Below are 21,716 nucleotides of genomic sequence, written 5' to 3'. Positions count from 1 at the left end.
GAGACGACGACCTCTGCGGACGGAACCACGATCGCGTTCGAGCGCATCGGCGCGGGCCCCGTCGTGGTGATCGTGGGCGGTGCCTTCTCGGTGGCCGCCGACGGCCGGGCGATCGGTGAGGCGCTGGCGGATGCCGGCTTCACGGCCGTGACCGTCGACCGGCGCGCCCGCGGCTCGAGCGGGGACCGGCGAGGCTCCACGCCCGACGACGAGGTGAACGACCTCGGCGCCGTGGTCGAGGCGGTGGGCGGCGAGGCGATCGCACTCGGCCACTCGTCCGGCGCGGTCCTGGCGCTGTATGCCGCGTCCAAAGGCGTCGCGTTCCGCACGCTCTTCCTGTCCGAGCCGCCGTTCCGCTTCGGCGTCGACGAGCCCGACCCGCAGCTCGCCGAGCGTCTGCAGCGGCTCGTCGACGACGGGCGGCGCGACGAGGCCGTCGTGACATTCCAGCTCGAAGCCGTCGAGCTTCCGCCCGAGATGGTCGAGCAGATCCGGCAGAGCGAGCAGTTCGCCGCGCTCCTGCCGCTCGCGCAGTCGACGGTCTACGACGCGACCCTGACCGCCGCCGTCTCGACCCCCACCGACGAGATGAGGGCGGTGTCGCCGGTGACGATCCTGCGCGGCGAGCAGACCTTCCCGATCCTGGTGACCGCGGCCGACCGGCTGGCCGGCGCGATGCCGGAGGCAGAGCTCGTGATCGTGCCCGAGTCGGTCATGCACCGCCCCGACCCCGCCGCGACGGCGGCGGTCGTGCGAGAGCGGGTCTGACGAGCACGCTCGGCGCACCGATGTCGGCGGCTCGTCCTACGCTCGCTCCGTGGCGATTCTCGACGACGTCCGGCGCACGGCCGAGGCTCTGCCGGGCAGCGAGGAACGCGCGACGACCGGCGGGGCGGCGTGGTTCGTGCGCGGCAAGCTCTACGCGTGGGAGTGCCATCCGTGGCCCAGCATCCCCGAGGACGTGCGCGCGATCGTCGCGAGCGAGCTCGTGGTCGCGGTGAAGGTCGCCGACCGGGTCGACGCCCTCGCGCTCCGCGAGATGCAGCCCGACGTGTTCCTCCCCGCAACCACGTCGTGGAGCGAGCCGAAGGTGGCGTTCCGCATGGCCGGCATCGACGCCGGGCACCTCGCCGAGCTGGTGACCGAGGCGTGGCGCACGCAGGCGCCGAAGTATCTCCGCCGCGAGTTCGACGACGCGACGCCGGGAGGACCGGCGTGAGCGGGAGCGGGAGCGTCACGATCCTCACCGGCCCGGCCGGAGCGGGCAAGAGCACGGTGGCTCGCCGGTTGGCCGACACGCTGGATCTCTCCGTCCACCTGCACACCGACGACTTCTGGGACTTCATCGTGTCGGGCGGGATCCTGCCGTATCTGCCGGAGTCCGATGCGCAGAACCACACCGTCCTCGAAGCGACCGCCGCGGCCGCCTTCGCCTACGCCGAGGGCGGCTACGACGTGATCGCCGACGGCGTCGTCGGGCCGTGGATGCTGCAGCACTACCGTCACGCCGCGTCGCGGCATCCGTCCATCCCGCTGCGCTACGTCGTGCTGCGGCCGTCCCTCGAGGTCACCCTTGCACGGGCGGTCTCACGTTCGGCGCCGACGGCCCTGACGGATGCCGAGGTGATCTCCGACCTGTGGGGGAGGTTCGCGGATCTCGGCGAGCTCGAGCCGCACGTCCTCGACTCCACGGACCTCGACCCCGACGAGACCGCGGCAGCCGTCCGCGCAGCGCTTTACTCAGGGGCGTTCGAGCTCGAGAGCTAGCCGATCGGGATCAGGAACGCGACGACGGCGATGACCACGGCGATCGCGGCCGCGAGCACGGTGATCAGGAGTGCCTTGCGCAGGTCCTTGCGGCGGAACTCGGCATCCTGCACCGACTCCTCCGACCCGAGCGCGCCGAAGTTGTAGAGGCCGCGCGAGGCGAATCCGACGCAGAAGTGGAACGCGGCCTGAAGGAACCCCTGCGCCGACACGAACACCGGCACCGCGACGAGCATTCGCCAGGGCGCGGGCCAGCCGAGCAGCAGCGCGAGGGCGAGATACCCGACGGCGATCGCCAGTCCCAGCCACCCCGATGCGCGGCGCCGTCGGATCTCGGCAGGCCCGATGTTGCACACGCCCGGCTGGTACTCGACGGTCTCCCTCATGCGGCCATTCTCGCCCCTTCGCCGACGGCCCAGGCGCAGTTGGCCGCATTATGCGCGGTTGCAACTGCGCCCGTAGCGAGAACCGCGCCACGCTCGATCCGCGCGGCGCGCGCGGCGTGGTGCGGCGGGATAGGGAGGGGGCTAGGAGCGGGTGCCGTGCTCGTCCGTGCCGTGCGGCATCGGGAGGGCGCCGTCGACGGGGGGATTCTCGTCGCCCTCGTGCGGCATGGGGAGGGCGCCGTCGACGGGCGGATCCTCGTCGCCCTCGTGCGGCATCGGCAGCGCGCCGTCGACGGGCGCGGTGGCGGCGTCCGAGCCGTGCGGCATGGGCATCGCCCCGCCCTGCACCGCCTCATCGGCATCGTCGTGAAGCGGGTTCGCGTTGGTGTCCGACATGGTCGTCCCTTCGTCCGTCCCTCCACCCTGTCGGGTGCCGGGCCGTTGCGCATAGGTCTTGACACGCCGACGCGATGCGCTCGCCTGCCGTGCCGGTGTCCGGCCGCCGGCGGGGGGCTGCTCAGGTGCGATCTGTCTCCCGCCGGCTCTCCACGGCGGCGAGGGCGGCAGCCGCGCCGGCGGTCGGAGCGACGGCGACCAGTCCGCGGTAGAGCGTGACGAGCGCATCCAGGTCGAGGACGCCGGTGCGGGCGCGATCGCAGTGCACGGCCTGGATGGCCGCCTCGAGCTGGAATCGCCCGAGCGGATCCCCGAGCGCGGATGCGCGCCGCAGCAGTGCGGCGCCCTCGGCGATGAGCGCTGCGTCCCACTCCGCCGGGTCCTGCTCGTCCAGCCGAGGCCACGGGGAGCGCACGCGCGCCGGCGCCCGGGACTGGGCGTAGGTGAGGAGCGCGGCCAGGCCCCAGGCCTCGGGCTCGTCGTCGAGGAGGGTGGCCACGAGGACGGCGAGCCAGCGGGCCTCGTCGGCGATGGATTCGCGCGGGGTGTCTCCCTGATCGAGCCAGTCGATCGCGTAGGCGCCGTAGATCGCCTCGAGCACCGCGGCCAGGCGCTCGGGCATGTCGTCGCGGGTCGGGACACGGAACGGGATCCCGGTGTCCCGGATGCGGCGCTTGGCGCGCACGAGACGCTGGGCCATCGTCGCGGGAGGGACGTCGAAGGCCGCGCCGATCTGCGCGGCATCGAACCCGAGCACGGTCTGCAGCATGAGCGGGGTGCGCACCGCCGGATCGATCGCCGGGTGCGCGCACGCGAACAGGAGCTCGAGCCGCCGGTCGGGGATCTCGTCGCGGCGCTCGACCAGGGCCGCCGGGTCGAGCCCGTCGTCGGTCGCGAGCGCCGCGGCGACCGCGTCGTCCAGCGGCATCCCGGTCCGGCGTGCGGCCGAGCCGAACGCGTCGCGGAGCCTGTTGCGGGCCACGGTGAGGAGCCAGCCTTCGGGATTGGCGGGGATGCCGGCATCCGGCCACGTCCGGAGCGCTCGTTCGAAGGCGTCGGCGAGCGCGTCCTCGGCGAGGGCGAGGTCGCGGCTGCCCGACACCAGGAGCGCCAGGAGGTGGCCGTACGACGCCCGGGCGGCGTGCTCTGCAGCCGCCCGGGCGTCGTGGCCGCCGGGCATCAGCCGACGAACGGGGTCCAGGCGCCGTCGACGAAGCGCGTCGCCGTCGGACGGATCTCGACCGGGCCCCACCCGACCGACGGGGCCCTCGCGGCCCACGCGATCGCCTCGTCGAGGTCGGCCACCTCGATGACGAAGCTGCCGCCGAGCTGCTCCTTCGTGTCGGCGAAAGGTCCGTCCTGGACCCGCAGGGTGCCGTCCGGCGCGGTGACGGTCGTCGTCACCGCGGAGGGCTGGAGGACCTCCGCCGAGCGGAGGATGCCGGCCGATTGGATCGCCTTGGCGTACTCGTCGAACTCGCGCATGCCCTCGGCCATCCCCTCGGGGCCGAGCTCGTCGGCGCTCATCTCGGGATAGTGCAGGAGAAGCGTGTACCGCATGGTGTCGTCCTTTCGTCAGTGCTGCGACACCACCATGACGATCGAGGCGGGCGCGGATCGACAGGTCGCGGCGATCAGCTCTTGCCGAGCTCGTCGAGCATGCGCCGCTGCTCGTCGGTGAGACCGTCGTTCAGCTCGCGACGGCCCGCGGCGGCGGCGGGATTCTGCGGGACCGCGGGGGTCGAGGCATCCGATACCGCCGTCGTGCGGCCGCCGGAGGCCTTGTCGTACAGCGCGCCCGCGTGCGCTTCGACGCGGTCGTCGATCGTGTCGTAGATCGCCCACCCGATGAGCAGGATGACCGGCGGGAGGACGTAGCCCCAGAAGGCTCCGAAGATGCCGCCGCCGATGCTGACGCCCGACAGCCAGACCGTCACGATCCACACCAGGAATGCGACGGCGAAGGCGAGGAGGAATTCGATCACCTTCTCGCCGGCGCGGGTGCGCTGATTCGCGGACCTCGCCGCCATCGACAGGAACCAGCGGTGGACGGCGGGCTTGATCCAGATCGACAGGGCGGTGAGCACGATGCCCGCCCACACCGCCGACCATCCGACGCGCGCCGGAGTGAGGAATCCGATCACCAGCAGCACGACGATGTTGAAGACGAGCAGCGAGACGAATCGCACGATCCACTTCTTCATGGACTCACTGTGCCACGCCCTGCGGCGTCGTCGCGAGATCAGCGGATCGTGACGAGCTCGTCGATGTCGTCGTCGGGCAGCACATCGGCCGTCGCGGTGACCTCCACGTCCACGAGGTCGGCTCGGCCTGACACGACCGTCAGGAACGCGGTGTCGGCCGCGTCGCGCCCGGTCGCGATCCGCACGAGCGTCGAGCGGGGCGCCAGGGTCGTGGCATCCACCACCCGCCATTCGCCGTCGATCCAGGCCTCCGCGACCGCATGGAAGTCCATCGGCATGAGTCCCGGCGCGTACACCGCGACCTGGCGAGCCGGGACGCCCAGCCCGCGCAGCAGCGCGACGCAGAGGTGCGCGTAGTCGCGGCACACCCCCTGGCGCGCGAGGAGGGTGCGAGTCGCGCCGTCGGTCGGCAGCGAGGACCCCGACACGTACGCCAGGCGCGTGCCGACCCAGGACGACACCGACGCGAGCAGCTGCGCGTGGTCCCGGATGCCCGCGAACTCACCCATGGCCGTCGGCGCGAGCGCGTCGGACTCGGCGTAGCGGCTGGGACGTCCGTAGACGAGGCGATCGGCTTCGGACGTCTCCATCGGCCGCGCCTCGCCGTCGATCGTCGCGCGGTAGGTCGCTTCGAGCCGTCCGGTGCCGGTCGTGATCCGGTGCAGCCGGGTGCCGTGCGCGTCGGCGACCTCGTGCGCCTCGATCGGGGCGCCGTCGAGGGTCGCGGTGAACGCCTCGTCGGCGGAGTACTGGTCGGCGGCGGCGACCGAGAAGACCAGATCGGCGGGTTCGGTCACGTCGAGCACGATCCGGCTCGAGACATCTCTGCGCATGGACTTCACTGTGCCATGCCCGCCGGCCGAGGGCCGGGACTTGACAGCGTCCTGCCCTCCCGACGTGCCGGGGAGGAGATGAGCGGATGCCGCGGCGCGGCGGGTCAATAGGAGGGGCGGCCGTCGTCGGCGGCGGCGCCGAACTCGGCGGCGAGGCGCTCCGAGCCGCGGGCGAGCAGCGCCACGTCGGCGCCGACGAGGATGAACCCGGCTCCCGCGTCGAGGTAGGACCGCGCGGTGGCCGGGTCGAACGCGTTCACGCCGACCGGCTTTCCGGCCGTGCGGACGGCGTCGAACGCCCGCAGCACGGCGGCCGCGACATCCGGATGCGTCTGCTGACCGAGCAGGCCCATGGACGCGGCGAGGTCGCTCGGCCCGACGAACACGCCGTCGATGCCGTCGACCGCGGCGATCTCCGCGGCGGCCTCGACGCCGGCGACCGTCTCGATCTGGACGAACAGCGACACGTGCTCATCGGCGTGCGCGAGGTAGTCGTCGACCCGGTTCCACCGTGCCGACCGCGCCAGTGCCGACCCGACGCCGCGGCGCCCGCGCGGCGGGTAGCGCACCGCCGCGACGAGCTCCTCCGCCTCGGCCGCCGACGACACCATCGGCACGAGGATGTTCTGGGCGCCGAGGTCCAGCACCTGCTTGAGCGTCACGACGTCGCCGATCGGAACCCGCACGACGGGGGTGACCGGGTAGGCGCCGACCGCCTGCAGCTGGGCGAGCACCGACTCGAGGCTGTTGGGGGAGTGCTCCATGTCGATGAGGAGCCAGTCGAGTCCGGCGCCCGCGCAGATCTCGGCGACGAGGGGCGATCCCGAGCACACCCACATGCCCGTGAGCGGCCGGTCGGCGCCCGCGAGGGCGTCGCGAAACGTCGGATTCAGACGAAGCGGCATTCGATCACTCCCATCGGTCCGTAGTCGCAGCGCACGGTGTCGCCGCGCTCGACCCACATCGGCCGCGTGAACGACCCCGCCAGGATGATCTCACCCGCCTCGAGTCGCGCGCCATGCTGGTGGAACTTGTTGGCCAGCCAGGCGACGCCGGTGGCGGGGTGGCCGAGCACGCCTGCGGCGACGCCCGTCTCCTCGATGACGCCGTTGCGGCTCAGCACGCCGGGCACCCAGCGGAGGTCGATCTCGTCCGGACGCCTGCGCTCGTCACCGAGCACCATCGCCCCGTACGCGGCGTTGTCGGCGATCGTGTCGACGATCGTGCGGCCCTCGAGCTCGATGTGCGAGTTCAGCACCTCGAGCGCCGGAACGGCGTAGTCGATCGCGTCCAGCGCGTCCTCGAGCGTCGCCTCGGGGCCGGCGAGGGGCTTCGCGAGGACGAACGCGAGCTCGACCTCGATGCGCACGTTCGAGAAGTGGCCCGTCGGGATCTCGGCACCCGTCCGGTAGACGGTGTCGTCGAACATCACGCCGTAATCCGGCTCGGTGATGCCCGTCGCCTGCTGCATCGCCTTGGACGTCAGACCGATCTTGCGGCCGACGAGCGTGCGGCCCGCCGCGATGTTCGCGTCGCGCCACACTCCCTGGATCGCGTACGAGTCCTCGACCGTTGCCTCGGGGTGGCGCGCGGTGATCCGCGGTATCACGCCGTGCGTGCGGTCGGCCTCGGCGAGCTCGGCCGCGAGCTGCGCGATGACGTCGGGTGGAAGCATCCGTTCTCCGTCCGTTCTGTGAAGGACGCGGGAGATTCCGTCGGTTCGGCACCCGGCGGGGGGAGAGATAGCCGGAATCTCCCGCGATATTCACATCGATCGTTCCTACAGCTGGTGGCCGAGCTTGTACTCGCCCTGCTTGTACTCGGGCATGGCGTCTTCGCCGGGACGGGTGTACGAGAACCCGTCGGCGCCGATCGTGACGGCCATCTCGGACGAGTCGGTGCGCGCCACGACGGGCTGCGGGTTGCCGTCGAGGTCGAGGACGAGGGATGCCTCGGTGTACCAGCTCGGCACGACGGGGTTCCCCCACCAGTCGCGGCGCTGGTTGTCGTGGACGTCCCACGTGACGACCGGGTTGTCGGGGTCGCCGGTGTAGTAGTCCTGCGTGTAGATCTCGACGCGGTGCCCGTCGGGGTCGCGCAGGTACAGGTAGAACGCGTTCGAGACGCCGTGGCGGCCGGGGCCGCGCTCGATCGCGTCGGAGCGGCGGAGGGCGCCGAGCTTGTCGCAGATCGCGAGGATGTTGTGCTTCTCGTGGGTGGCGAAGGCGACATGGTGCATGCGCGGGCCGTCGCCGCCGGTCATGGCGGTGTCGTGCACGGTGGGCTTGCGGCGCATCCACGCGGCGTAGACGGTGCCCTCGTCGTCCTGGATGTCCTCGGTGACGCGGAAGCCCAGCGACTGCATGAAGTTCACCGCGCGGGGTACGTCGGGGGTCACCTGGTTGAAGTGGTCCAGGCGCACCAGTTCGCCGGGCGTGTGGAGGTCGTAGCGCCAGGACAGCCGCTCGACGTGCTCGGTCTGGAAGAAGAACTCGTACGGGAAGCCGAGCGGGTCGATCACGCGCACCGCATCGCCGATGCCCTTCACGAACCCGTCGGGGTTGCGGCGCACCTCGCAGCCGAGCTCCTCGTAGAACGCGACGGCCCGGTCGAGGTCCTCGGCGGTGCGCACGCGGTACGAGAAGGCGGCGACGGCGGCGACCGGTCCCTGGCGCAGCACGAGGTTGTGGTGGATGAACTCCTCGGTGGAGCGCAGGTAGATGGCCTGGTCGTCCTCCTCGGTGACGTACAGGCCGAGCACGTCGACGTAGAACGTACGGGATGCCGCGAGGTCGGTGACCACGAGCTCCATGTACGCGCAGCGCAGCACGTCGGGTGCCGGTGCGGTCGGGGTGGGCACCGGATTGTCGGAGCGGATCGGAGCCTCCTGGCTCACGTAGAAGCCCGACGAGGTCAGGGTCATGTCGTCGCGGTGGGTCATTTCGCGTCCTTGCCGAAGGTGGGGTTGTGGGCGGGGCCGAGCGTGATGTGCACGGCCTGCTGGTCGGTGTAGAAGTCGATCGAGCGGTAGCCGCCCTCGTGGCCGAGGCCCGAGGCCTTCACGCCGCCGAACGGGGTGCGGAGGTCGCGGACGTTGTTCGAGTTCAGCCACACCATCCCCGCCTCGATCGCCTGGGAGAAGTTGTGCGCGCGCTTGAGGTCGCTCGTCCACACGTAGGCGGCGAGGCCGTACTTCACGCCGTTGGCGAGGGCGAGCGCCTCGTCGTCGGTGTCGAACGGAGTGATCGCCACGACCGGGCCGAAGATCTCCTCCTGGAAGATGCGGGCGTCGGGCGCGACATCGGCGAACACCGTGGGGGCGACGTAGTTGCCCGTCGGGAACCCGTCGGGGCGGCCGCCGCCGGCGACCAGTCGCCCCTCGGACTTGCCGATCTCGATGTACGACATCACCTTGTCGTAGTGCTCGGGATGAACGAGCGCGCCGACCTCGGTCGCCGGATCCTGCGGGTCGCCGACGATCACGCGCGACGCCTGCGCCGCGTACCTCGCCACGAACTCGTCGTACACCGGGCGCTCCACCAGGATGCGGGAGCCCGCGGTGCAGCGCTCGCCGTTGAGCGAGAAGACGCCGAAGATCGTCGCGTCGATGGCGGCCTCGAGGTCGGCGTCGGCGAACACGATCGCGGGGGACTTGCCGCCGAGCTCCATCGACAGGCCCTTCAGGAACGGCGCGGCGTTGCCGAAGATGAGCTGGCCGGTGCGGCTCTCGCCGGTGAACGAGATGAGAGGGACGTCCGGATGCTTCACCAGGGCGTCGCCGGCATCCTCGCCGAGTCCGTTCACGAGGTTGAAGACGCCCTGGGGGAGCCCCGCCTCCTCGAAGATCCCCGCCCACAGCGACGCCGACAGCGGCGTGAACTCGGCCGGCTTGAGCACGACCGTGTTGCCGGTGGCGAGGGCCGGGCCGAGCTTCCACGACTCGAGCATGAACGGCGTGTTCCACGGGGTGATGAGCCCCGCGACGCCGATCGGCTTGCGGTTGACGTAGTTCAGCTGCCGGCCGGGGACCTTGAAGGCGTCGTCGGTCTGGGCGACGATCAGGTCGGCGAAGAACCGGAAGTTCTCGGCCGCGCGCCGGGCCTGGCCCAGTGCCTGCGTGATCGGCAGGCCCGAGTCGAACGACTCCAGCTCGGCGAGGCGCTTGTCGCGGCTCTCGACGATGTCCGCGATGCGGTGGAGGATGCGGGACCGCTCGCGCGGCAGCATCCGCGGCCACGGTCCCTCGGTGAACGCGCGCCGCGCGGCGGCGACGGCCCGGTCGATGTCGGCCTTCTTGCCGGCTGCCGCCTGCAGATACGTCTCGTTGGTGACGGGATCGAGCACGTCGAACGTGTCGCCGTCGACCGAGTCGACGAACGCGCCGTCGATGTAGTGCTGGATGTGCTCTGGCAGGTCCGCCGGCACGTGGCGGGTCTGCGTCGTGGTGTCTGTCATGGTGCTCCTTCGGGGAGATCGGGGTCCGGCGGGCGCGGCCGGGTCAGAATGCGGGGAGGCCGAGGGCCTCGTCGGGGTGCTCGTGGATCATGTAGGCGTCGAGGGTGGCCGAGCGGTGGCGTCGCGCGGCCTTCTCGATCTCGCCCAGCGGAGCGGAGTGCTCGATGAGCTGGATGATGTTCTCGTGCTCGCGCACGGACTCCTGCGCGCGGCCGGGGACGAAGCTGAACGTCGAGTCGCGGAGGTGTCCCAGGCGCGCCCACTCGGCGCGGACGAGCTCGATCATGCGCGGATTGGCGCACTTCTCATAGAGCGCGGCGTGGAACTCCTGGTTCAGCGCGGTGAACGCGCGCGGGTCGAAGTGCTCGAGCGTCTCGATCATGAGCTCGTTGATCCGGCGGGCGTTGCGCAGATCGTCGGGCGTCAGCCGGCGCGCCGACAGCGCGGTCGCGGTTCCCTCGAGGATCGACAGCGCCTGCATGCTGAAGCGGTACTGCGAGTCGTCGACCATCGAGACGCGGGCGCCGACGTTCCGCTCGAAGGTCACCAGCCCCTCGGCCTCGAGCTGGCGGATCGCCTCGCGCACGGGCACGACGCTCATGTCGAGTTCGCCCGCGATCGTGCCGAGCACGAGGCGGTAGCCCGGAGTGAAGTCCTGGCTGGCGATCCGGTCCTTGATCCAGCGGTACGCCTGCTGCGACTTGCTGAGCGCGGGATCCTGCGCCGCCAGGGGCGGGGCTTCGTACGCGGTCATCGCCTGGCCCCGCTCTCGGACTCGAACCGCGCGCGCCACTCGGCGTTCATCGGGAAGAGCCCGTCGACGGGATGCCCCTCCGCGACCCGCTCGGCGATCCAGGCATCCTCCCGCTCCTGCGCGAGCGTGGCGTCCGCGACCTCCTCGGCGAGGGCGGGCGGGATGACGATCACGCCGTCCGCGTCGCCGACGATGACGTCGCCCGGCTGCACGGTCGTGCCGCCGCATCCGATCGTCACGTCGTGCTCCCACGGCACATGCCGACGTCCGAGCACCGCCGGGTGCGGGCCCGCCGTGTAGACCGGGATGCCCACCGCCGTGACGGCGTCGGCATCGCGCACGCCGCCGTCGGTGACAATGCCGGCCGCGCCGCGCGCCTGTGCGCGGATCGCCAGGATGTCGCCGAGGGTTCCCGAGCCGGTCTCGCCGCGGGCCTCGATCACGATGACCTCGCCGTCGCCGACGGCGTCGAAGGCGCGCTTCTGGGCGTTGTAGCCGCCGCCATGGCTCTGGAAGAGGTCCTCGCGCAGCGGCACGAACCGCAGGGTGCGGGCGGTGCCGACGAGCTTGGCCTCGGGATGCAGCGGCCGCACGCCGTCGATCGTGACGTTGTCGAGCCCGCGCTTGCGCAGCTGAGCGCTGAGCCCGGCGACCGGCACGGCCTCGAGCTTCGCCCGCAGCTCTGCGCTGAGCGCAGGAGAAGTCGGCTGTGCAGGAGAAGTCGGCTGTGCAGGAGAAGTCGAGCCGGATCGTCCTGCAGACGGGAGATCTCCTGCGGAGCCGGCGCCCGGCGAGGCGGACCCGGCGCCCGCTGCCGGCAGGCCGGCGGCCTCGCGCGACCCCCAGGCTTCGGTACGCTGCAGGTCGTCGGCGGCGGGGAGCGAGCCGACCGCCGGGTCGAACGGGATCCCGCCCTGCACCACGGTCGTGACGAGGCGGCCGGACGAGGGACCGCCGGGCACGTCGACCTCGACCTCGACGACGTCGCCGGGCGCCGCGACGGACGATCCCGCGGGCGTGCCTGTGAGGATGACGTCGCCGGTCTCGAGGGTGAAGTGCTGCGACAGGTCGGCGACGAGCTGCGCGAAGGGGAAGATCATGCCGGCCGCGGTGTCCTCCTGCACGAGTTCGCCGTTGCGCCAGGTGCGCACGCGCAGCGCGGCGGGGTCGACGGCGCGAGCGTCGATCAGCGCCGGGCCGATCGGCGTGTAGCCGTCGCCGCCCTTGGAGCGGACGTTCGAGCCCTTGTCGTTCGCGCGCAGGTCGTAGAGGCCGAAGTCGTTCGCCGCTGTCACCCACGCGACGTGGCGCCAGGCATCGGCGGCGGCGACGCGCCGGGCGGGCGCGCCGATGACGAGGGCGATCTCGCCCTCGTAGGCGAGCAGCTCGGTGCCGGCGGGGCGCTCGACTGTCGCGCCGGTGGGGGCGAGGGAGCTCGAGGGCTTGAAGAAGTACGACGGATGCTGCGGCCGGCGCCCGCGCTGATCCGCACGAGAGCCGTAGCTGAGGTGGACAGCGATCACCTTGCCGGGGCGCCCGGGAAGGGCGGCGAACCGGCGATCGGGGGCGGCGGATGCGGCATCCGTCGTCGTCTCATCCATCATGAGCGTCCTCACTCTTGCGTCGTATCCGAAATCGTATATGATCGTCGGCACATCCGGCAACCACCTTCTCCGAGGTGGGAGCCGGGGACGAAGTCGTCAGCACGGACACAGGAGTCACCCATGAGCACATCGAAGCCAGAGGCGGGTTTCACGCCCACCGGCACCATCGCGAACCCCGTCGATCGGCGCCGCGTCGTCTTCGCGACCGTCGTCGGAACCACCGTCGAGTGGTACGACTTCTTCATCTACGCCACCGCTGCGGCGCTCGTGTTCACCCAGCTGTTCTTCGCCCCGCTGGGCGCCAACAGCCTGATCGTGTCGTTCGCCACGGTCGGCGTGAGCTTCCTCTTCCGCCCGCTGGGCGCTTTCCTCGCCGGCCACTTCGGCGACAAGTACGGGCGCAAGGTGGTGCTGATGTGGACCCTGATCCTCATGGGCGCCGCCACCGCGCTCATCGGCGTCCTGCCGACGTACGAGGCGATCGGGGTGTGGGCCCCGATCCTGCTCGTGCTGCTGCGCATCCTCCAGGGGCTCTCGGCGGGCGGCGAATGGGGCGGTGCCGTGCTGATGGCGGTCGAGCACGCCCCCAAGACCCGTCGCGGCGCGTTCGGGGCCTCGCCGCAGATCGGCGTGCCGCTCGGACTCCTGCTCGCGTCGGGCGTCATGGCGGTCATGGCGATGATCGCGCCCGGAGACGCCTTCCTCGAGTGGGGCTGGCGCATCCCGTTCCTGTTCAGCGTCGTGCTCATCCTCGTCGGATGGTACGTCCGCCGCCGCGTCGAGGAGAGCCCCGTCTTCACCGAGCTCGCGGAGCGCAAGGAGCAGACGCGGATGCCGATCGTGCAGCTGTTCCGCAAGCACGCCCTGCTCGTCGTCATCGCCGCTCTCGTGTTCGCCGGCAACAACGCGGTGGGGTACATGACCACCGGCGGCTACATCCAGAACTACTCGACCGATCCCGAAGGCCCTCTCGCCCTCGAGCGCGGGCCGGTGCTCTGGGCGGTCGCGGGCTCGGCGGTCATGTGGCTGCTGTCGACCCTGGCGGCCGGCTTCCTCTCCGACCGCCTCGGGCGCCGCACCACCTACATCATCGGCTGGATCCTGCAGCTCGCCGGCGTCTTCCTGCTCTTCCCCCTCGTGAACACCGGCGACATCGGGCTGCTCTTCCTGGGGCTCGCGATCCTCACGATCGGGCTCGGATTCACCTACGGCCCGCAGGCGGCGCTGTACTCGGAGCTCTTCCCGGCATCCATCCGCTTCTCCGGCGTCTCGATCTCGTACGCCATCGGCGCGATCCTGGGCGGCGCCTTCGCCCCGATGATCGCCACGTGGCTCGTGAAGGAGACCGGCACCACGATGTCCGTCACGTGGTACCTGGCCGGGATGACCCTCATCGGCCTGATCGCGACGCTGCTGCTGCGCGACCGCACCGGCATCCCCCTCGGTCCCGACCACGAGGCCGAGCAGTCGGTGAGCCCGATCCGGGGCCTCTCCCGGGCCTGACCCCCCGTCCCCGCTGCCTCCCCGCTTTCCCCGTTCAGTCCGTTCGACCGCGCCGATTCGTCGCTGCATCCCTCGCTGCGTCGCAATTCCGCGCGGTCGAACGGGGCACAGAGGCAGGAGAAGGGGTGGGGGACGGGGCGGAGCGGGGTGGATGCTGGGGCTCAGCGGGTGCGCATGCCGTCCAGGGCGACCGTCACCACGTCGTGGGCGAGGCGCTCGGCATCGACGGGGCCGCCGGGGCGGTACCACTCGACGATCGAGTTGACCATGCCGAACATGAGGCGGGTGGCCACGGCGCCGTCGAGGTCGTCGCGCACGAGTCCGGCGCGCTGGGCCTCCTCGACGAGAGCCGTCACGCGGTGGTCGAACGCGCGCCGGCGCTCGAGGGCGGCGCGCTCGACCTCGCTGTTGCCGCGCACGCGCAGCAGCAGCGTGACGTAGGCGAGCCGGTCGACGAGCACGCCGACGGCTCCGTGGAGCACCGCCGCGAGGCGCTCCGAGGCTGAGCCCGTGCGCGCGGCGGGCAGATCCAGCACGCCCTCCAGTGCGCTGAGCGCTTCGTCGAGCGCGAGCGCCAGCAGCTGCTCCTTCGAATCGAAGTGGTGGTACAGCGCGGACTTGGTGAGGCCGAGCCGCGCTGCCACATCCGCGACGGACGTGGCGTCGTAGCCCTGTTCGTTGAACAGCGCGACGGCGATGCCGAGCACCTGCGCGCGGTCGTATCCCGGCCGCCCGCGCCGCGCGGGACCCGGTACGGGCTCGGCGGGGGAGGCGGTCGACATGGCCCCCAGTCTGGCACCCGGCCTCGCGGCGCGAGCACAACGTCGGCGATCTCGCCCGAGCGGCCGGCGGCAGTGCCCGCCCCCGGCGTGTCGTGGCGACACTGCCGACGTTGTGCGCACCGCCGCGCGGGCGGACTTCATTACTGAACGATCGGTTAGGTAATATGGGGGCGACCGCGACGGAGCGGATCGAGAGGATGCCGATGCCGGAATCGCTGCACGTCGAGGCGGGCGACGACCGCGTCGTCGCGACCCTCTCGCGTCCCGAGGTGCGCAACGCCATCGACCAGGACATGATCGATCGCCTGCACGAGGTCTGCGCCGAGCTCGAGGCGCGCCCGCGCACGCTGATCCTCATCGGATCGGGCGGGGTCTTCGCGTCCGGCGCCGACATCGCCCAGCTGCGCGACCGCCGCGCGGCGGATGCCCGCCGAGGCATCAACACGCACGCGTTCGAGCGGGTGCGGGCGCTGCCGATGCCGGTCATCGCAGCCGTCGACGGCTACGCGCTCGGCGGCGGTGCCGAACTCGCGTACGCCGCCGATCTGCGCCTCGGCACGCCCCGCGTGCGCATCGGCAATCCCGAGACCGGCCTCGGCATCATCGCGGCCGCGGGCGCCACATGGCGCCTGCCGCAGATCGTCGGCGAGGCGCGGGCGGCCGAGCTCCTCCTCACCGGACGCATCATCGACGCCGACGAAGCCGTCGCATGGGGGCTGCTGTCCTCGCTGCACGAGCCCGACGACCTGCTGGCGGCCGCGCACGCACTCGCCGATCGCATCGCGGCCAACGACCCGCTCGCGACGCAGCACACAAAGCGCGCGCTCGCCGCACCGGCGGACGCCCACCCGGGTCTCGAGCTCGAGCTGCAGGCCGAGCTGTTCGAGAGTCCGGAGAAGGAGCGCCGCATGACCGCCTTCCTCGAACGGCGCGCACGATGACCGGCGCAGTTCCGGGCGCGGCAGTCCCGGGCGCTCTCGGCGTTCCGGCCCGCGTCGGCGTCCTCGGCGGGGGACGCATGGGCGCCGGCATCGCGCACGCGTTCGTGCTGGCGGGCGCCGAGGTGACGGTCGTCGAGCGCGACGAGGATGCTGCGGCCGCGGCATCCGCCCGCCTGCGCGCGAGCCTCGAAAAGGCCGTCGAGCGGGGGTCGGCTTCCCGTCCACTCGCCGAGCTCGAGGCGGCGTTCGCGACCGTGACCGACGTGACCGCCTTCGCCGGCTGCGCGCTGGTCGTCGAGGCCGTGCCCGAGGACCGCGAGCTCAAGCTCGACGCGCTCCGCCGGGTCGAAGCGGTCGTCGACGACGGTGCGGTCCTCGTGACCAACACCTCCTCGATCTCGATCGACGACCTCGCCGCGGGGCTCGCCCGCCCGGAGCGGTTCCTCGGGCTGCACTTCTTCAACCCGGTCCCCGCGTCGGCGCTCGTCGAGGTCGTGATCGGCGGGGCGACCGCGCCCGGGCTGATCGACGACGCGCGCGGCTGGGTCCAGGCGCTCGGCAAGACCGCCGTCGTGGTGCGCGACGCCCCGGGCTTCGCGTCGAGCCGGCTCGGCGTCGCCCTCGCGCTCGAGGCGATCCGCATGGTCGAGGAGGGCGTCGCCTCGCCCGCCGACATCGACGCGGCGATGGAGCTCGGGTACCGGCATCCGGTGGGTCCGCTGCGCACGACCGACATCGTCGGCCTCGACGTGCGGCTCGGCATCGCCGAGGAGCTTCACGCCCGCCTCGGCGAGCGGTTCGCCCCGCCCGAACTGCTGCGGCGCATGGTCGCCGAGGGCAGGCTCGGCCGCAAGACCGGCGCCGGATTCTACGAATGGAGTGACCAGTGACCGACATCCTTCCCAGCTACGTCCAGGACGAGTGGTGGGCGCCGGCGCCGGCCGAGCCCGGCGTGGTCGTGCGCGACGCGTCGACCGGTGAGCCCGTCTGCCGCGTGAGCACCGAGGGCCTCGACCTGGGCGCCGCACTCGAGCACGCCCGCACGGTGGGACAGGCCGCCCTCGGCGCGCTCACCTTCCACCAGCGCGCCGTGCTGCTCAAGCAGTTCGCGCAGGTGCTGACCGAGCGAAAACAGGAGCTGTACGACATCTCCAAGCGCGCGGGCGCGACCGAGCGCGACTCCCTCAACGACGTCGACGGCGGCATCGGCGTGCTCTTCACGTACTCGTCGAAGGGGCGCCGTGAGCTGCCCGATGGGCGGATCTACCTCGACGGCCCCGTCGAGGTGCTGTCGAAGGACGGGTCGTTCCTCGGCCGTCACGTCTACACGCGGCTGCCCGGCGTCGCGGTGCAGATCAACGCCTTCAACTTCCCGATGTGGGGCGCCCTCGAGAAGTTCGCGCCGGCCTTCCTCGCCGGTGTTCCGAGCCTGGTGAAGCCGGCCACCCCGACGGCCTACGTGGCCGAGGCGTGGGTGCGCATCCTGGCGGAGACGGGCCTGCTGCCCGCCGGCTCGCTGCAGCTGGTGAGCGGCGGCGTCCCCGGGCTGCTCGACCGGCTGCAGCTCGGCGACATCGTGGGCTTCACCGGCAGTGCGTCGACCGCCGAGCGCCTGCGCACGCACGAGTCGGTGGAGACCGGGGGAGTCCGCTTCACGAGCGAGACGGATTCCATCAACGCCTCGGTGCTGGGCCCCGACGCCGTCCCGGGCACCCCCGAGTTCGACGCGTACGTGCGCCAGCTCCTGGTCGAGCTTACGACGAAGGCCGGTCAGAAGTGCACCGCGATCCGGCGCGCGATCGTGCCAGCCGGGCAGGTCGACGCGCTCGTCGAGGCGCTGCGGGCGAAGATCGCCGAGCGGGTCGTGATCGGAGACCCGCACGCGGGCTCCGTGACGATGGGGCCGCTCGTCTCGCTCGAGCAGCGCGAGGAGGTGCTCCGCAGCGTCGCCGCGCTCGAGGAGGCAGGCGGGCGGCTGCTGCTCGGTTCGACCGAGTCGCCGCAGGTCGTCCGGGCCGACGGGTCAACGGGCTCGGCCGAGCGGGGCGCGTTCATCGAGCCGCTGCTGATCGGGTTCGCGGATGCCTCGGCCCCGGGCGCGCACCGGATCGAGGCGTTCGGGCCCGTCGCGAGCGTGCTGCCGTACGCCACGGTCGACGAGGCCGCCGATCTGGTGAGCCTCGGCGGCGGCTCGCTGGTCACGAGCGTGGCGACCAACGACCCCGCGGTCGCGACGACGCTGCTCTCGCGCACGGCGGCGTTCAACGGCCGGATCCTGTTCCTCGACCGCGACGACGCGCGCACCTCGACAGGACACGGCGCGCCCGTGCCGCACCTGGTGCACGGCGGACCCGGTCGCGCAGGGGGCGGCGAGGAGCTGGGCGGCATCCGGGCCGTGCTCCACCACATGCAGCGGACGGCGGTGCAGGGCTCGCCCGAGATGCTGACCGCCCTGACCGGCGTGTGGCACCAGGGCGCGGCATCCCGCTCCGACCGGCATCCGTTCCGCAAGTCGCTCGCCGAGCTCGCGGTCGGCGACCAGGTGGTGTCGCAGGCGCGCACGGTCACCCTGGAGGACATCGAGACGTTCGCCCGCTTCACCGGTGACCTCTTCTACGCCCACATGGACGAGGAGGCCGCGGCCGCCAACCCGTTCTTCCCGGGACGCGTCGCGCACGGCTACCTGCTCGTGTCGTGGGCGGCGGGACTGTTCGTCGACCCCGCCCCGGGGCCGGTGCTCGCGAACTACGGGCTCGAGAACCTGCGATTCGTGACCCCGGTGTCGCCCGGCGACACCATCCGCGTCGTGCTGACGGCGAAGCAGATCACGCCCCGTGAGACCGACGAGTACGGCGAGGTGAGGTGGGACGCCGTCATCCGCAACCAGGACGACGAGCTCGTCGCCTCGTACGACGTGCTGACGCTGGTGGCGAAGGAGCCCGCCGAGGCGACGTCATGACCGCCGACCCGGCCGAGCACTTCGCCGGCGCGCGCGAGATGCTGCGGCGCGACCGCGCCTCGGCGGCGCTGGGGATGGTGGTCGAGCGCGACGAGCCGGGGGAGTCGGTGGTGTCGATGCGCGTGCGCGAGGACATGACCAACGGCTTCGCGATCACGCACGGGGGACTGGTGTTCGCGCTCGCCGACACGGCGTTCGCCATCGCCTGCAACGAGGGCGACGACGTCACCGTCGCCGCGGGCGCCGACATCGCGTTCCTCAAGGCCACCCGTGCCGGGCAGACCCTGACCGCGCACGCCCGGCGCCGCGCGCTGTCGGGGCGCGGCGGGCTGTACGACGTGACGGTCACCGATGAGACCGGCGATGTCGTCGCGGAGTTCCGCGGGCGCTCGTTCACGACGCGGCGCGCGCACCCGAGTGAGTGAGCGGGAGCGCCGGGCTGCGGCATCCGTCCCGCCGTTGTAGACTTACTGAACGAACGGTCTGTAAATAAGGAGTCGATGATGACTGCACCCGCCCTGAGCGCGATCGCCCCGGACGATGCCGCCGAGCAGGCGCGGTTCGACGACCTGATCGCCGCCGAGCAGCGGATCGAGCCGCGGGACTGGATGTCGGAGGCGTATCGGAAGACGCTGATCCGCCAGATCTCGCAGCACGCGCACTCCGAGATCATCGGCATGCAGCCCGAGGGCAACTGGATCACGCGCGCGCCGAGCCTCAAGCGCAAGGCGATCCTGATGGCCAAGGTGCAGGACGAGGCGGGCCACGGCCTGTATCTCTACTCCGCCGCGCAGACCCTCGGCATCACGCGTGACGAGATGACCCGGCAGCTCATCGACGGCAAGGCCAAGTACTCGTCGATCTTCAACTACCCGACGCCGACCTGGGCCGACATGGGAGCGATCGGCTGGCTCGTCGACGGCGCCGCGATCTGCAACCAGGTGCCGCTGTGCCGCGCCTCCTACGGCCCGTACGGGCGCGCCATGGTACGCATCTGCAAGGAGGAATCCTTCCACCAGCGCCAGGGATTCGAGATCCTCCTCGCCCTCATGCAGGGCACGCCCGCGCAGCGCGAGATGGCACAGGACGCCGTCGACCGCTGGTACTGGCCGAGTCTCATGATGTTCGGGCCGCCCGACGACGAGTCCCCGAACTCCGCGCAGTCGATGGCGTGGAAGATCAAGCGGTTCTCCAACGACGAGCTGCGGCAGCGGTTCATCGGGATGCTGGTGCCGCAAGCCGAGGTGCTCGGCGTGACGCTTCCCGACCCCGAACTGCGGTGGATCGAGGACGAGCAGCGCTGGCACACCAGCGAGATCGACTGGACCGAGTTCCACGAGGTGCTGCGCGGCCGCGGGCCGATGAACGCCGAGCGCCTGCGCCACCGGCGCACCGCGCACGAGGACGGCGCGTGGGTGCGGGAGGCCGCGGCGGAGTACGCCCGCAAGCAGGCGGCCCGCGCCGAAGGGCAGGTGGCATGATGACGACCCCCGGTGCATCACCGCGCGAGACGTGGCCCCTGTGGGAGGTGTTCGTGCGCGCGAACCGAGGCCTCAGCCACGTGCACGCCGGCTCGCTGCACGCCCCCGACGCCGAGTTCGCCCTGCGCAACGCGCGCGACCTGTACACACGCCGCGGCGAGGGGACGAGCGTCTGGGTGGTGCCTGCCGACGCCATCACGACGAGCGACCCCGACTCGAAGGGGGCGTTCTTCGAGAGCCCCGCCGGCAAGAACTACCGCCACGCCGTGTACTACACCGCCTCGGAGGGGGTGCCGCACCTGTGAGCCGAACCGAGCTGTCACGTTCGGGGCGCGATTCGTCCGTTGGGGCGGATATCGCGCGCCCCGACGGACCGGACGCGCCCCAAACCCCGCACGGCGACGGACCGGACGCGCCCCAAGCCCCGCACGGCGAGGTGACGGTCGACCGCCTCGAGCTGTCGGCGGAGCTCGCCGGTGACGGCGCCCGCGCCGGCTCCGCCGACGTCGCCGAGTATGCGATGTGGCTCGGCGACGACGCGCTGATCCTCGCCCAGCAGCTCGGAGGCTGGATCGCCCGCGCCCCCGAGCTCGAAGAGGACGTGGCCCTGGGCAACATCGCCCTCGATCTGCTCGGCCACGCCCGCTCGCTCCTGCACTACGCGGGGTCCTTCGACGGCCGCAGCGAGGACGACCTGGCGTACTGGCGCGATGAGCCGGAGTTCCGCTGCGCGTGGCTCTTCGAGCAGCCCAACGGCGACTTCGCCCAGACGATCGCGCGTCAGCTCGCGGCATCCGTGTTCCAGTTCGAGCTCTACACGGCGCTGCAGGCCTCCTCCGATGAGACCCTCGCCGCGATCGCCGCGAAGGCCGTGAAGGAGGTCGACTACCACCGCGACCACGCCGTGCAGTGGACGCTGCGGCTCGCGGGCGGTACGGAGGAGTCGAGGGAGCGGATGCTGCGCGCCGTCGCCGACGTGTGGCCCTATGTCGACGAGCTCTTCCGCGACGAGCCTCTCATCGACCGGCTCGAGGGCGTCGCGGTTCGTCCGTCCTCGCTCCGCGCGCCGTTCGACGCCGTGATCGGCGCGGTCTTCGCCGAGGCGGGGATCGAGACGCCGGCCGGCTTCGTGTCGTCGGGAAGCGGCCGTCGCGGCTCGCACTCCCCGACGCTCGGCTACGTTTTGGCCGAGCTGCAGGTGCTCGCCCGCCGGCATCCGGGGGCATCGTGGTGACCGGGGCGGTCGTCGGCGACACGGAACGCGCCCGGCGCGTGGCCGCGACCGTCGTCGACCCCGAGGTGCCCGTCCTCACCATCGAGGACCTCGGCGTTCTCCGCGACGTGTCGGTCGACGCCGGCCGCGTCACGGTGACGATCACGCCGACGTACTCCGGCTGCCCCGCCGTCGACGCCATCCGCGACGACCTCCTTCTCGCCCTCACCGAGGCCGGTTTCGACGACATCGTCGTGCGGCTCACGCTCGCTCCCGCGTGGACGACGGACTGGATGAGCGATGCCGGCAAGGAGAAGCTGCGCGCCTACGGCATCGCGCCGCCGACCGGGCGCGCGGCCGTCGGCCCGATCCGGGTGGCGCTGGCCGTGAAGTGCCCCCGCTGCGGCTCCCTGGACACGCGCGAGCTCGCGCGCTTCG

The 21,716-nt window shown here is 71.8% G+C and carries 25 protein-coding genes; 12 read left to right on the top strand and 13 right to left on the bottom strand.

Annotation, left to right across the window (positions count from 1 at the left end):
- The 3 genes from ACE3O1_RS08425 to ACE3O1_RS08415 all read left to right on the top strand — a co-directional run.
- Positions 1-768, top strand: a 768-nt coding sequence (locus ACE3O1_RS08425) for an alpha/beta fold hydrolase (protein WP_374314418.1), incomplete at its 5' end; no start/stop codon positions are given.
- Positions 769-817: 49 nt separating this feature from the next.
- Complete coding sequence (locus ACE3O1_RS08420; protein ID WP_374314416.1) at positions 818-1,219, top strand: MmcQ/YjbR family DNA-binding protein; 402 nt, start codon at positions 818-820, stop codon at positions 1,217-1,219.
- The gene (locus ACE3O1_RS08415; RefSeq protein WP_374314414.1) at positions 1,216-1,767 is read left to right on the top strand and encodes an AAA family ATPase; all 552 of its coding nucleotides are present in this window, start codon (positions 1,216-1,218) and stop codon (positions 1,765-1,767) included. Before ACE3O1_RS08420 ends, ACE3O1_RS08415 begins: the two co-directional genes overlap by 4 nt.
- Here the strand turns inward: ACE3O1_RS08415 and ACE3O1_RS08410 are convergent.
- The 12 genes from ACE3O1_RS08410 to ACE3O1_RS08355 all read right to left on the bottom strand — a co-directional run bounded on the left by ACE3O1_RS08410 (position 1,764) and on the right by ACE3O1_RS08355 (position 12,399).
- On the bottom strand, positions 1,764-2,153 hold the full coding sequence (locus tag ACE3O1_RS08410; protein ID WP_374314412.1) for a hypothetical protein: 390 nt from the start codon (positions 2,151-2,153) through the stop codon (positions 1,764-1,766). The genes ACE3O1_RS08415 and ACE3O1_RS08410 overlap by 4 nt on opposite strands.
- Positions 2,154-2,294: 141 nt before the next feature.
- Positions 2,295-2,549, bottom strand: coding sequence for a hypothetical protein (locus ACE3O1_RS08405; protein WP_374314410.1), 255 nt, complete (start codon positions 2,547-2,549; stop codon positions 2,295-2,297).
- Positions 2,550-2,670: 121 nt separating this feature from the next.
- The gene (locus ACE3O1_RS08400; protein WP_374314408.1) at positions 2,671-3,729 is read right to left on the bottom strand and encodes an RNA polymerase sigma factor; all 1,059 of its coding nucleotides are present in this window, start codon (positions 3,727-3,729) and stop codon (positions 2,671-2,673) included.
- Positions 3,729-4,109, bottom strand: coding sequence for a YciI family protein (locus tag ACE3O1_RS08395; protein WP_374314406.1), 381 nt, complete (start codon positions 4,107-4,109; stop codon positions 3,729-3,731). Before ACE3O1_RS08395 ends, ACE3O1_RS08400 begins: the two co-directional genes overlap by 1 nt.
- Positions 4,110-4,183: 74 nt before the next feature.
- Positions 4,184-4,753: a hypothetical protein gene (locus ACE3O1_RS08390; protein ID WP_374314404.1), complete on the bottom strand. Its 570-nt coding sequence runs from the start codon at positions 4,751-4,753 to the stop codon at positions 4,184-4,186.
- Between the two features lie 38 nt (positions 4,754-4,791).
- The gene (locus ACE3O1_RS08385; RefSeq protein WP_374314402.1) at positions 4,792-5,586 is read right to left on the bottom strand and encodes a transglutaminase family protein; all 795 of its coding nucleotides are present in this window, start codon (positions 5,584-5,586) and stop codon (positions 4,792-4,794) included.
- 104 nt (positions 5,587-5,690) lie between these two features.
- Positions 5,691-6,491, bottom strand: coding sequence for an aldolase/citrate lyase family protein (locus tag ACE3O1_RS08380; RefSeq protein ID WP_374314399.1), 801 nt, complete (start codon positions 6,489-6,491; stop codon positions 5,691-5,693).
- Positions 6,476-7,261 (bottom strand): 2-keto-4-pentenoate hydratase, encoded by a 786-nt coding sequence (locus tag ACE3O1_RS08375; protein WP_374314397.1) that lies wholly within the window; start codon positions 7,259-7,261, stop codon positions 6,476-6,478. The genes ACE3O1_RS08380 and ACE3O1_RS08375 overlap by 16 nt, the downstream gene beginning before the upstream one ends.
- A 105-nt stretch (positions 7,262-7,366) precedes the next feature.
- Entirely contained in the window at positions 7,367-8,527 is a 1,161-nt protein-coding gene (gene hpaD, locus ACE3O1_RS08370) for a 3,4-dihydroxyphenylacetate 2,3-dioxygenase (protein WP_374314395.1), read from the bottom strand.
- Positions 8,524-10,041, bottom strand: coding sequence for a 5-carboxymethyl-2-hydroxymuconate semialdehyde dehydrogenase (hpaE, locus tag ACE3O1_RS08365; RefSeq protein ID WP_374314393.1), 1,518 nt, complete (start codon positions 10,039-10,041; stop codon positions 8,524-8,526). Before hpaE ends, hpaD begins: the two co-directional genes overlap by 4 nt.
- Positions 10,042-10,084: 43 nt before the next feature.
- Positions 10,085-10,795 (bottom strand): GntR family transcriptional regulator, encoded by a 711-nt coding sequence (locus tag ACE3O1_RS08360; RefSeq protein WP_374314391.1) that lies wholly within the window; start codon positions 10,793-10,795, stop codon positions 10,085-10,087.
- Positions 10,792-12,399 carry a fumarylacetoacetate hydrolase family protein gene (locus ACE3O1_RS08355; RefSeq protein WP_374314389.1) on the bottom strand — a complete coding sequence of 536 codons (1,608 nt, stop codon included), beginning with the start codon at positions 12,397-12,399 and terminating at the stop codon, positions 10,792-10,794. The genes ACE3O1_RS08360 and ACE3O1_RS08355 overlap by 4 nt, the downstream gene beginning before the upstream one ends.
- A gap of 120 nt (positions 12,400-12,519) precedes the next feature.
- Here ACE3O1_RS08355 and ACE3O1_RS08350 point away from each other — a divergent pair, with 120 nt between their 5' ends.
- Positions 12,520-13,902 (top strand): MFS transporter, encoded by a 1,383-nt coding sequence (locus tag ACE3O1_RS08350; RefSeq protein ID WP_374314387.1) that lies wholly within the window; start codon positions 12,520-12,522, stop codon positions 13,900-13,902.
- A gap of 161 nt (positions 13,903-14,063) precedes the next feature.
- Here the strand turns inward: ACE3O1_RS08350 and ACE3O1_RS08345 are convergent, their stop codons facing one another.
- Complete coding sequence (locus tag ACE3O1_RS08345; protein WP_374314385.1) at positions 14,064-14,684, bottom strand: TetR/AcrR family transcriptional regulator; 621 nt, start codon at positions 14,682-14,684, stop codon at positions 14,064-14,066.
- A gap of 203 nt (positions 14,685-14,887) precedes the next feature.
- On the opposite strand from ACE3O1_RS08345, the gene ACE3O1_RS08340 reads away from it, so the two are divergent.
- The 8 genes from ACE3O1_RS08340 to paaD all read left to right on the top strand — a co-directional run.
- On the top strand, positions 14,888-15,625 hold the full coding sequence (locus ACE3O1_RS08340; protein WP_374314383.1) for an enoyl-CoA hydratase/isomerase family protein: 738 nt from the start codon (positions 14,888-14,890) through the stop codon (positions 15,623-15,625).
- Positions 15,622-16,515, top strand: a complete 894-nt coding sequence (locus tag ACE3O1_RS08335; RefSeq protein ID WP_374314381.1) for a 3-hydroxyacyl-CoA dehydrogenase family protein — start codon at positions 15,622-15,624, stop codon at positions 16,513-16,515. Before ACE3O1_RS08340 ends, ACE3O1_RS08335 begins: the two co-directional genes overlap by 4 nt.
- Positions 16,512-18,584: a phenylacetic acid degradation bifunctional protein PaaZ gene (paaZ, locus tag ACE3O1_RS08330; RefSeq protein WP_374314378.1), complete on the top strand. Its 2,073-nt coding sequence runs from the start codon at positions 16,512-16,514 to the stop codon at positions 18,582-18,584. The genes ACE3O1_RS08335 and paaZ overlap by 4 nt, the downstream gene beginning before the upstream one ends.
- Complete coding sequence (paaI, locus tag ACE3O1_RS08325; protein WP_374314376.1) at positions 18,581-19,009, top strand: hydroxyphenylacetyl-CoA thioesterase PaaI; 429 nt, start codon at positions 18,581-18,583, stop codon at positions 19,007-19,009. Before paaZ ends, paaI begins: the two co-directional genes overlap by 4 nt.
- Before the next feature lie 75 nt (positions 19,010-19,084).
- Entirely contained in the window at positions 19,085-20,065 is a 981-nt protein-coding gene (gene paaA / locus ACE3O1_RS08320; protein WP_374314374.1) for a 1,2-phenylacetyl-CoA epoxidase subunit PaaA, read from the top strand.
- Positions 20,065-20,370 carry a 1,2-phenylacetyl-CoA epoxidase subunit PaaB gene (gene paaB / locus ACE3O1_RS08315; protein WP_127477002.1) on the top strand — a complete coding sequence of 102 codons (306 nt, stop codon included), beginning with the start codon at positions 20,065-20,067 and terminating at the stop codon, positions 20,368-20,370. Before paaA ends, paaB begins: the two co-directional genes overlap by 1 nt.
- Positions 20,371-20,501: 131 nt before the next feature.
- Positions 20,502-21,299 (top strand): 1,2-phenylacetyl-CoA epoxidase subunit PaaC, encoded by a 798-nt coding sequence (paaC, locus tag ACE3O1_RS08310; RefSeq protein WP_374314372.1) that lies wholly within the window; start codon positions 20,502-20,504, stop codon positions 21,297-21,299.
- Positions 21,300-21,337: 38 nt separating this feature from the next.
- A partial coding sequence (gene paaD, locus ACE3O1_RS08305) for a 1,2-phenylacetyl-CoA epoxidase subunit PaaD (RefSeq protein WP_374314370.1) occupies positions 21,338-21,716 on the top strand: 379 nt, incomplete at its 3' end.

Source organism: Microbacterium sp. (genome assembly GCF_041909575.1).
GTDB lineage: Bacteria > Actinomycetota > Actinomycetes > Actinomycetales > Microbacteriaceae > Microbacterium.
This window is presented reverse-complemented; position numbering and strand designations above follow the sequence as displayed.

Coding starts and splice junctions, on each gene's coding strand:
- ACE3O1_RS08395 (WP_374314406.1), bottom strand. CDS start 4,109: ATGCGGTACACGCTTCTCCTGCACTATCCCGAGATGAGCGCCGACGAG.
- ACE3O1_RS08400 (WP_374314408.1), bottom strand. CDS start 3,729: ATGCCCGGCGGCCACGACGCCCGGGCGGCTGCAGAGCACGCCGCCCGG.
- paaB (WP_127477002.1), top strand. CDS start 20,065: ATGACGACCCCCGGTGCATCACCGCGCGAGACGTGGCCCCTGTGGGAG.
- ACE3O1_RS08355 (WP_374314389.1), bottom strand. CDS start 12,399: ATGATGGATGAGACGACGACGGATGCCGCATCCGCCGCCCCCGATCGC.
- ACE3O1_RS08380 (WP_374314399.1), bottom strand. CDS start 6,491: ATGCCGCTTCGTCTGAATCCGACGTTTCGCGACGCCCTCGCGGGCGCC.
- paaA (WP_374314374.1), top strand. CDS start 19,085: ATGATGACTGCACCCGCCCTGAGCGCGATCGCCCCGGACGATGCCGCC.
- ACE3O1_RS08375 (WP_374314397.1), bottom strand. CDS start 7,261: ATGCTTCCACCCGACGTCATCGCGCAGCTCGCGGCCGAGCTCGCCGAG.
- ACE3O1_RS08350 (WP_374314387.1), top strand. CDS start 12,520: ATGAGCACATCGAAGCCAGAGGCGGGTTTCACGCCCACCGGCACCATC.
- hpaD (WP_374314395.1), bottom strand. CDS start 8,527: ATGACCCACCGCGACGACATGACCCTGACCTCGTCGGGCTTCTACGTG.
- ACE3O1_RS08410 (WP_374314412.1), bottom strand. CDS start 2,153: ATGAGGGAGACCGTCGAGTACCAGCCGGGCGTGTGCAACATCGGGCCT.
- ACE3O1_RS08335 (WP_374314381.1), top strand. CDS start 15,622: ATGACCGGCGCAGTTCCGGGCGCGGCAGTCCCGGGCGCTCTCGGCGTT.
- paaI (WP_374314376.1), top strand. CDS start 18,581: ATGACCGCCGACCCGGCCGAGCACTTCGCCGGCGCGCGCGAGATGCTG.
- ACE3O1_RS08340 (WP_374314383.1), top strand. CDS start 14,888: ATGCCGGAATCGCTGCACGTCGAGGCGGGCGACGACCGCGTCGTCGCG.
- ACE3O1_RS08405 (WP_374314410.1), bottom strand. CDS start 2,549: ATGTCGGACACCAACGCGAACCCGCTTCACGACGATGCCGATGAGGCG.
- ACE3O1_RS08385 (WP_374314402.1), bottom strand. CDS start 5,586: ATGCGCAGAGATGTCTCGAGCCGGATCGTGCTCGACGTGACCGAACCC.
- ACE3O1_RS08390 (WP_374314404.1), bottom strand. CDS start 4,753: ATGAAGAAGTGGATCGTGCGATTCGTCTCGCTGCTCGTCTTCAACATC.
- ACE3O1_RS08360 (WP_374314391.1), bottom strand. CDS start 10,795: ATGACCGCGTACGAAGCCCCGCCCCTGGCGGCGCAGGATCCCGCGCTC.
- hpaE (WP_374314393.1), bottom strand. CDS start 10,041: ATGACAGACACCACGACGCAGACCCGCCACGTGCCGGCGGACCTGCCA.
- ACE3O1_RS08345 (WP_374314385.1), bottom strand. CDS start 14,684: ATGTCGACCGCCTCCCCCGCCGAGCCCGTACCGGGTCCCGCGCGGCGC.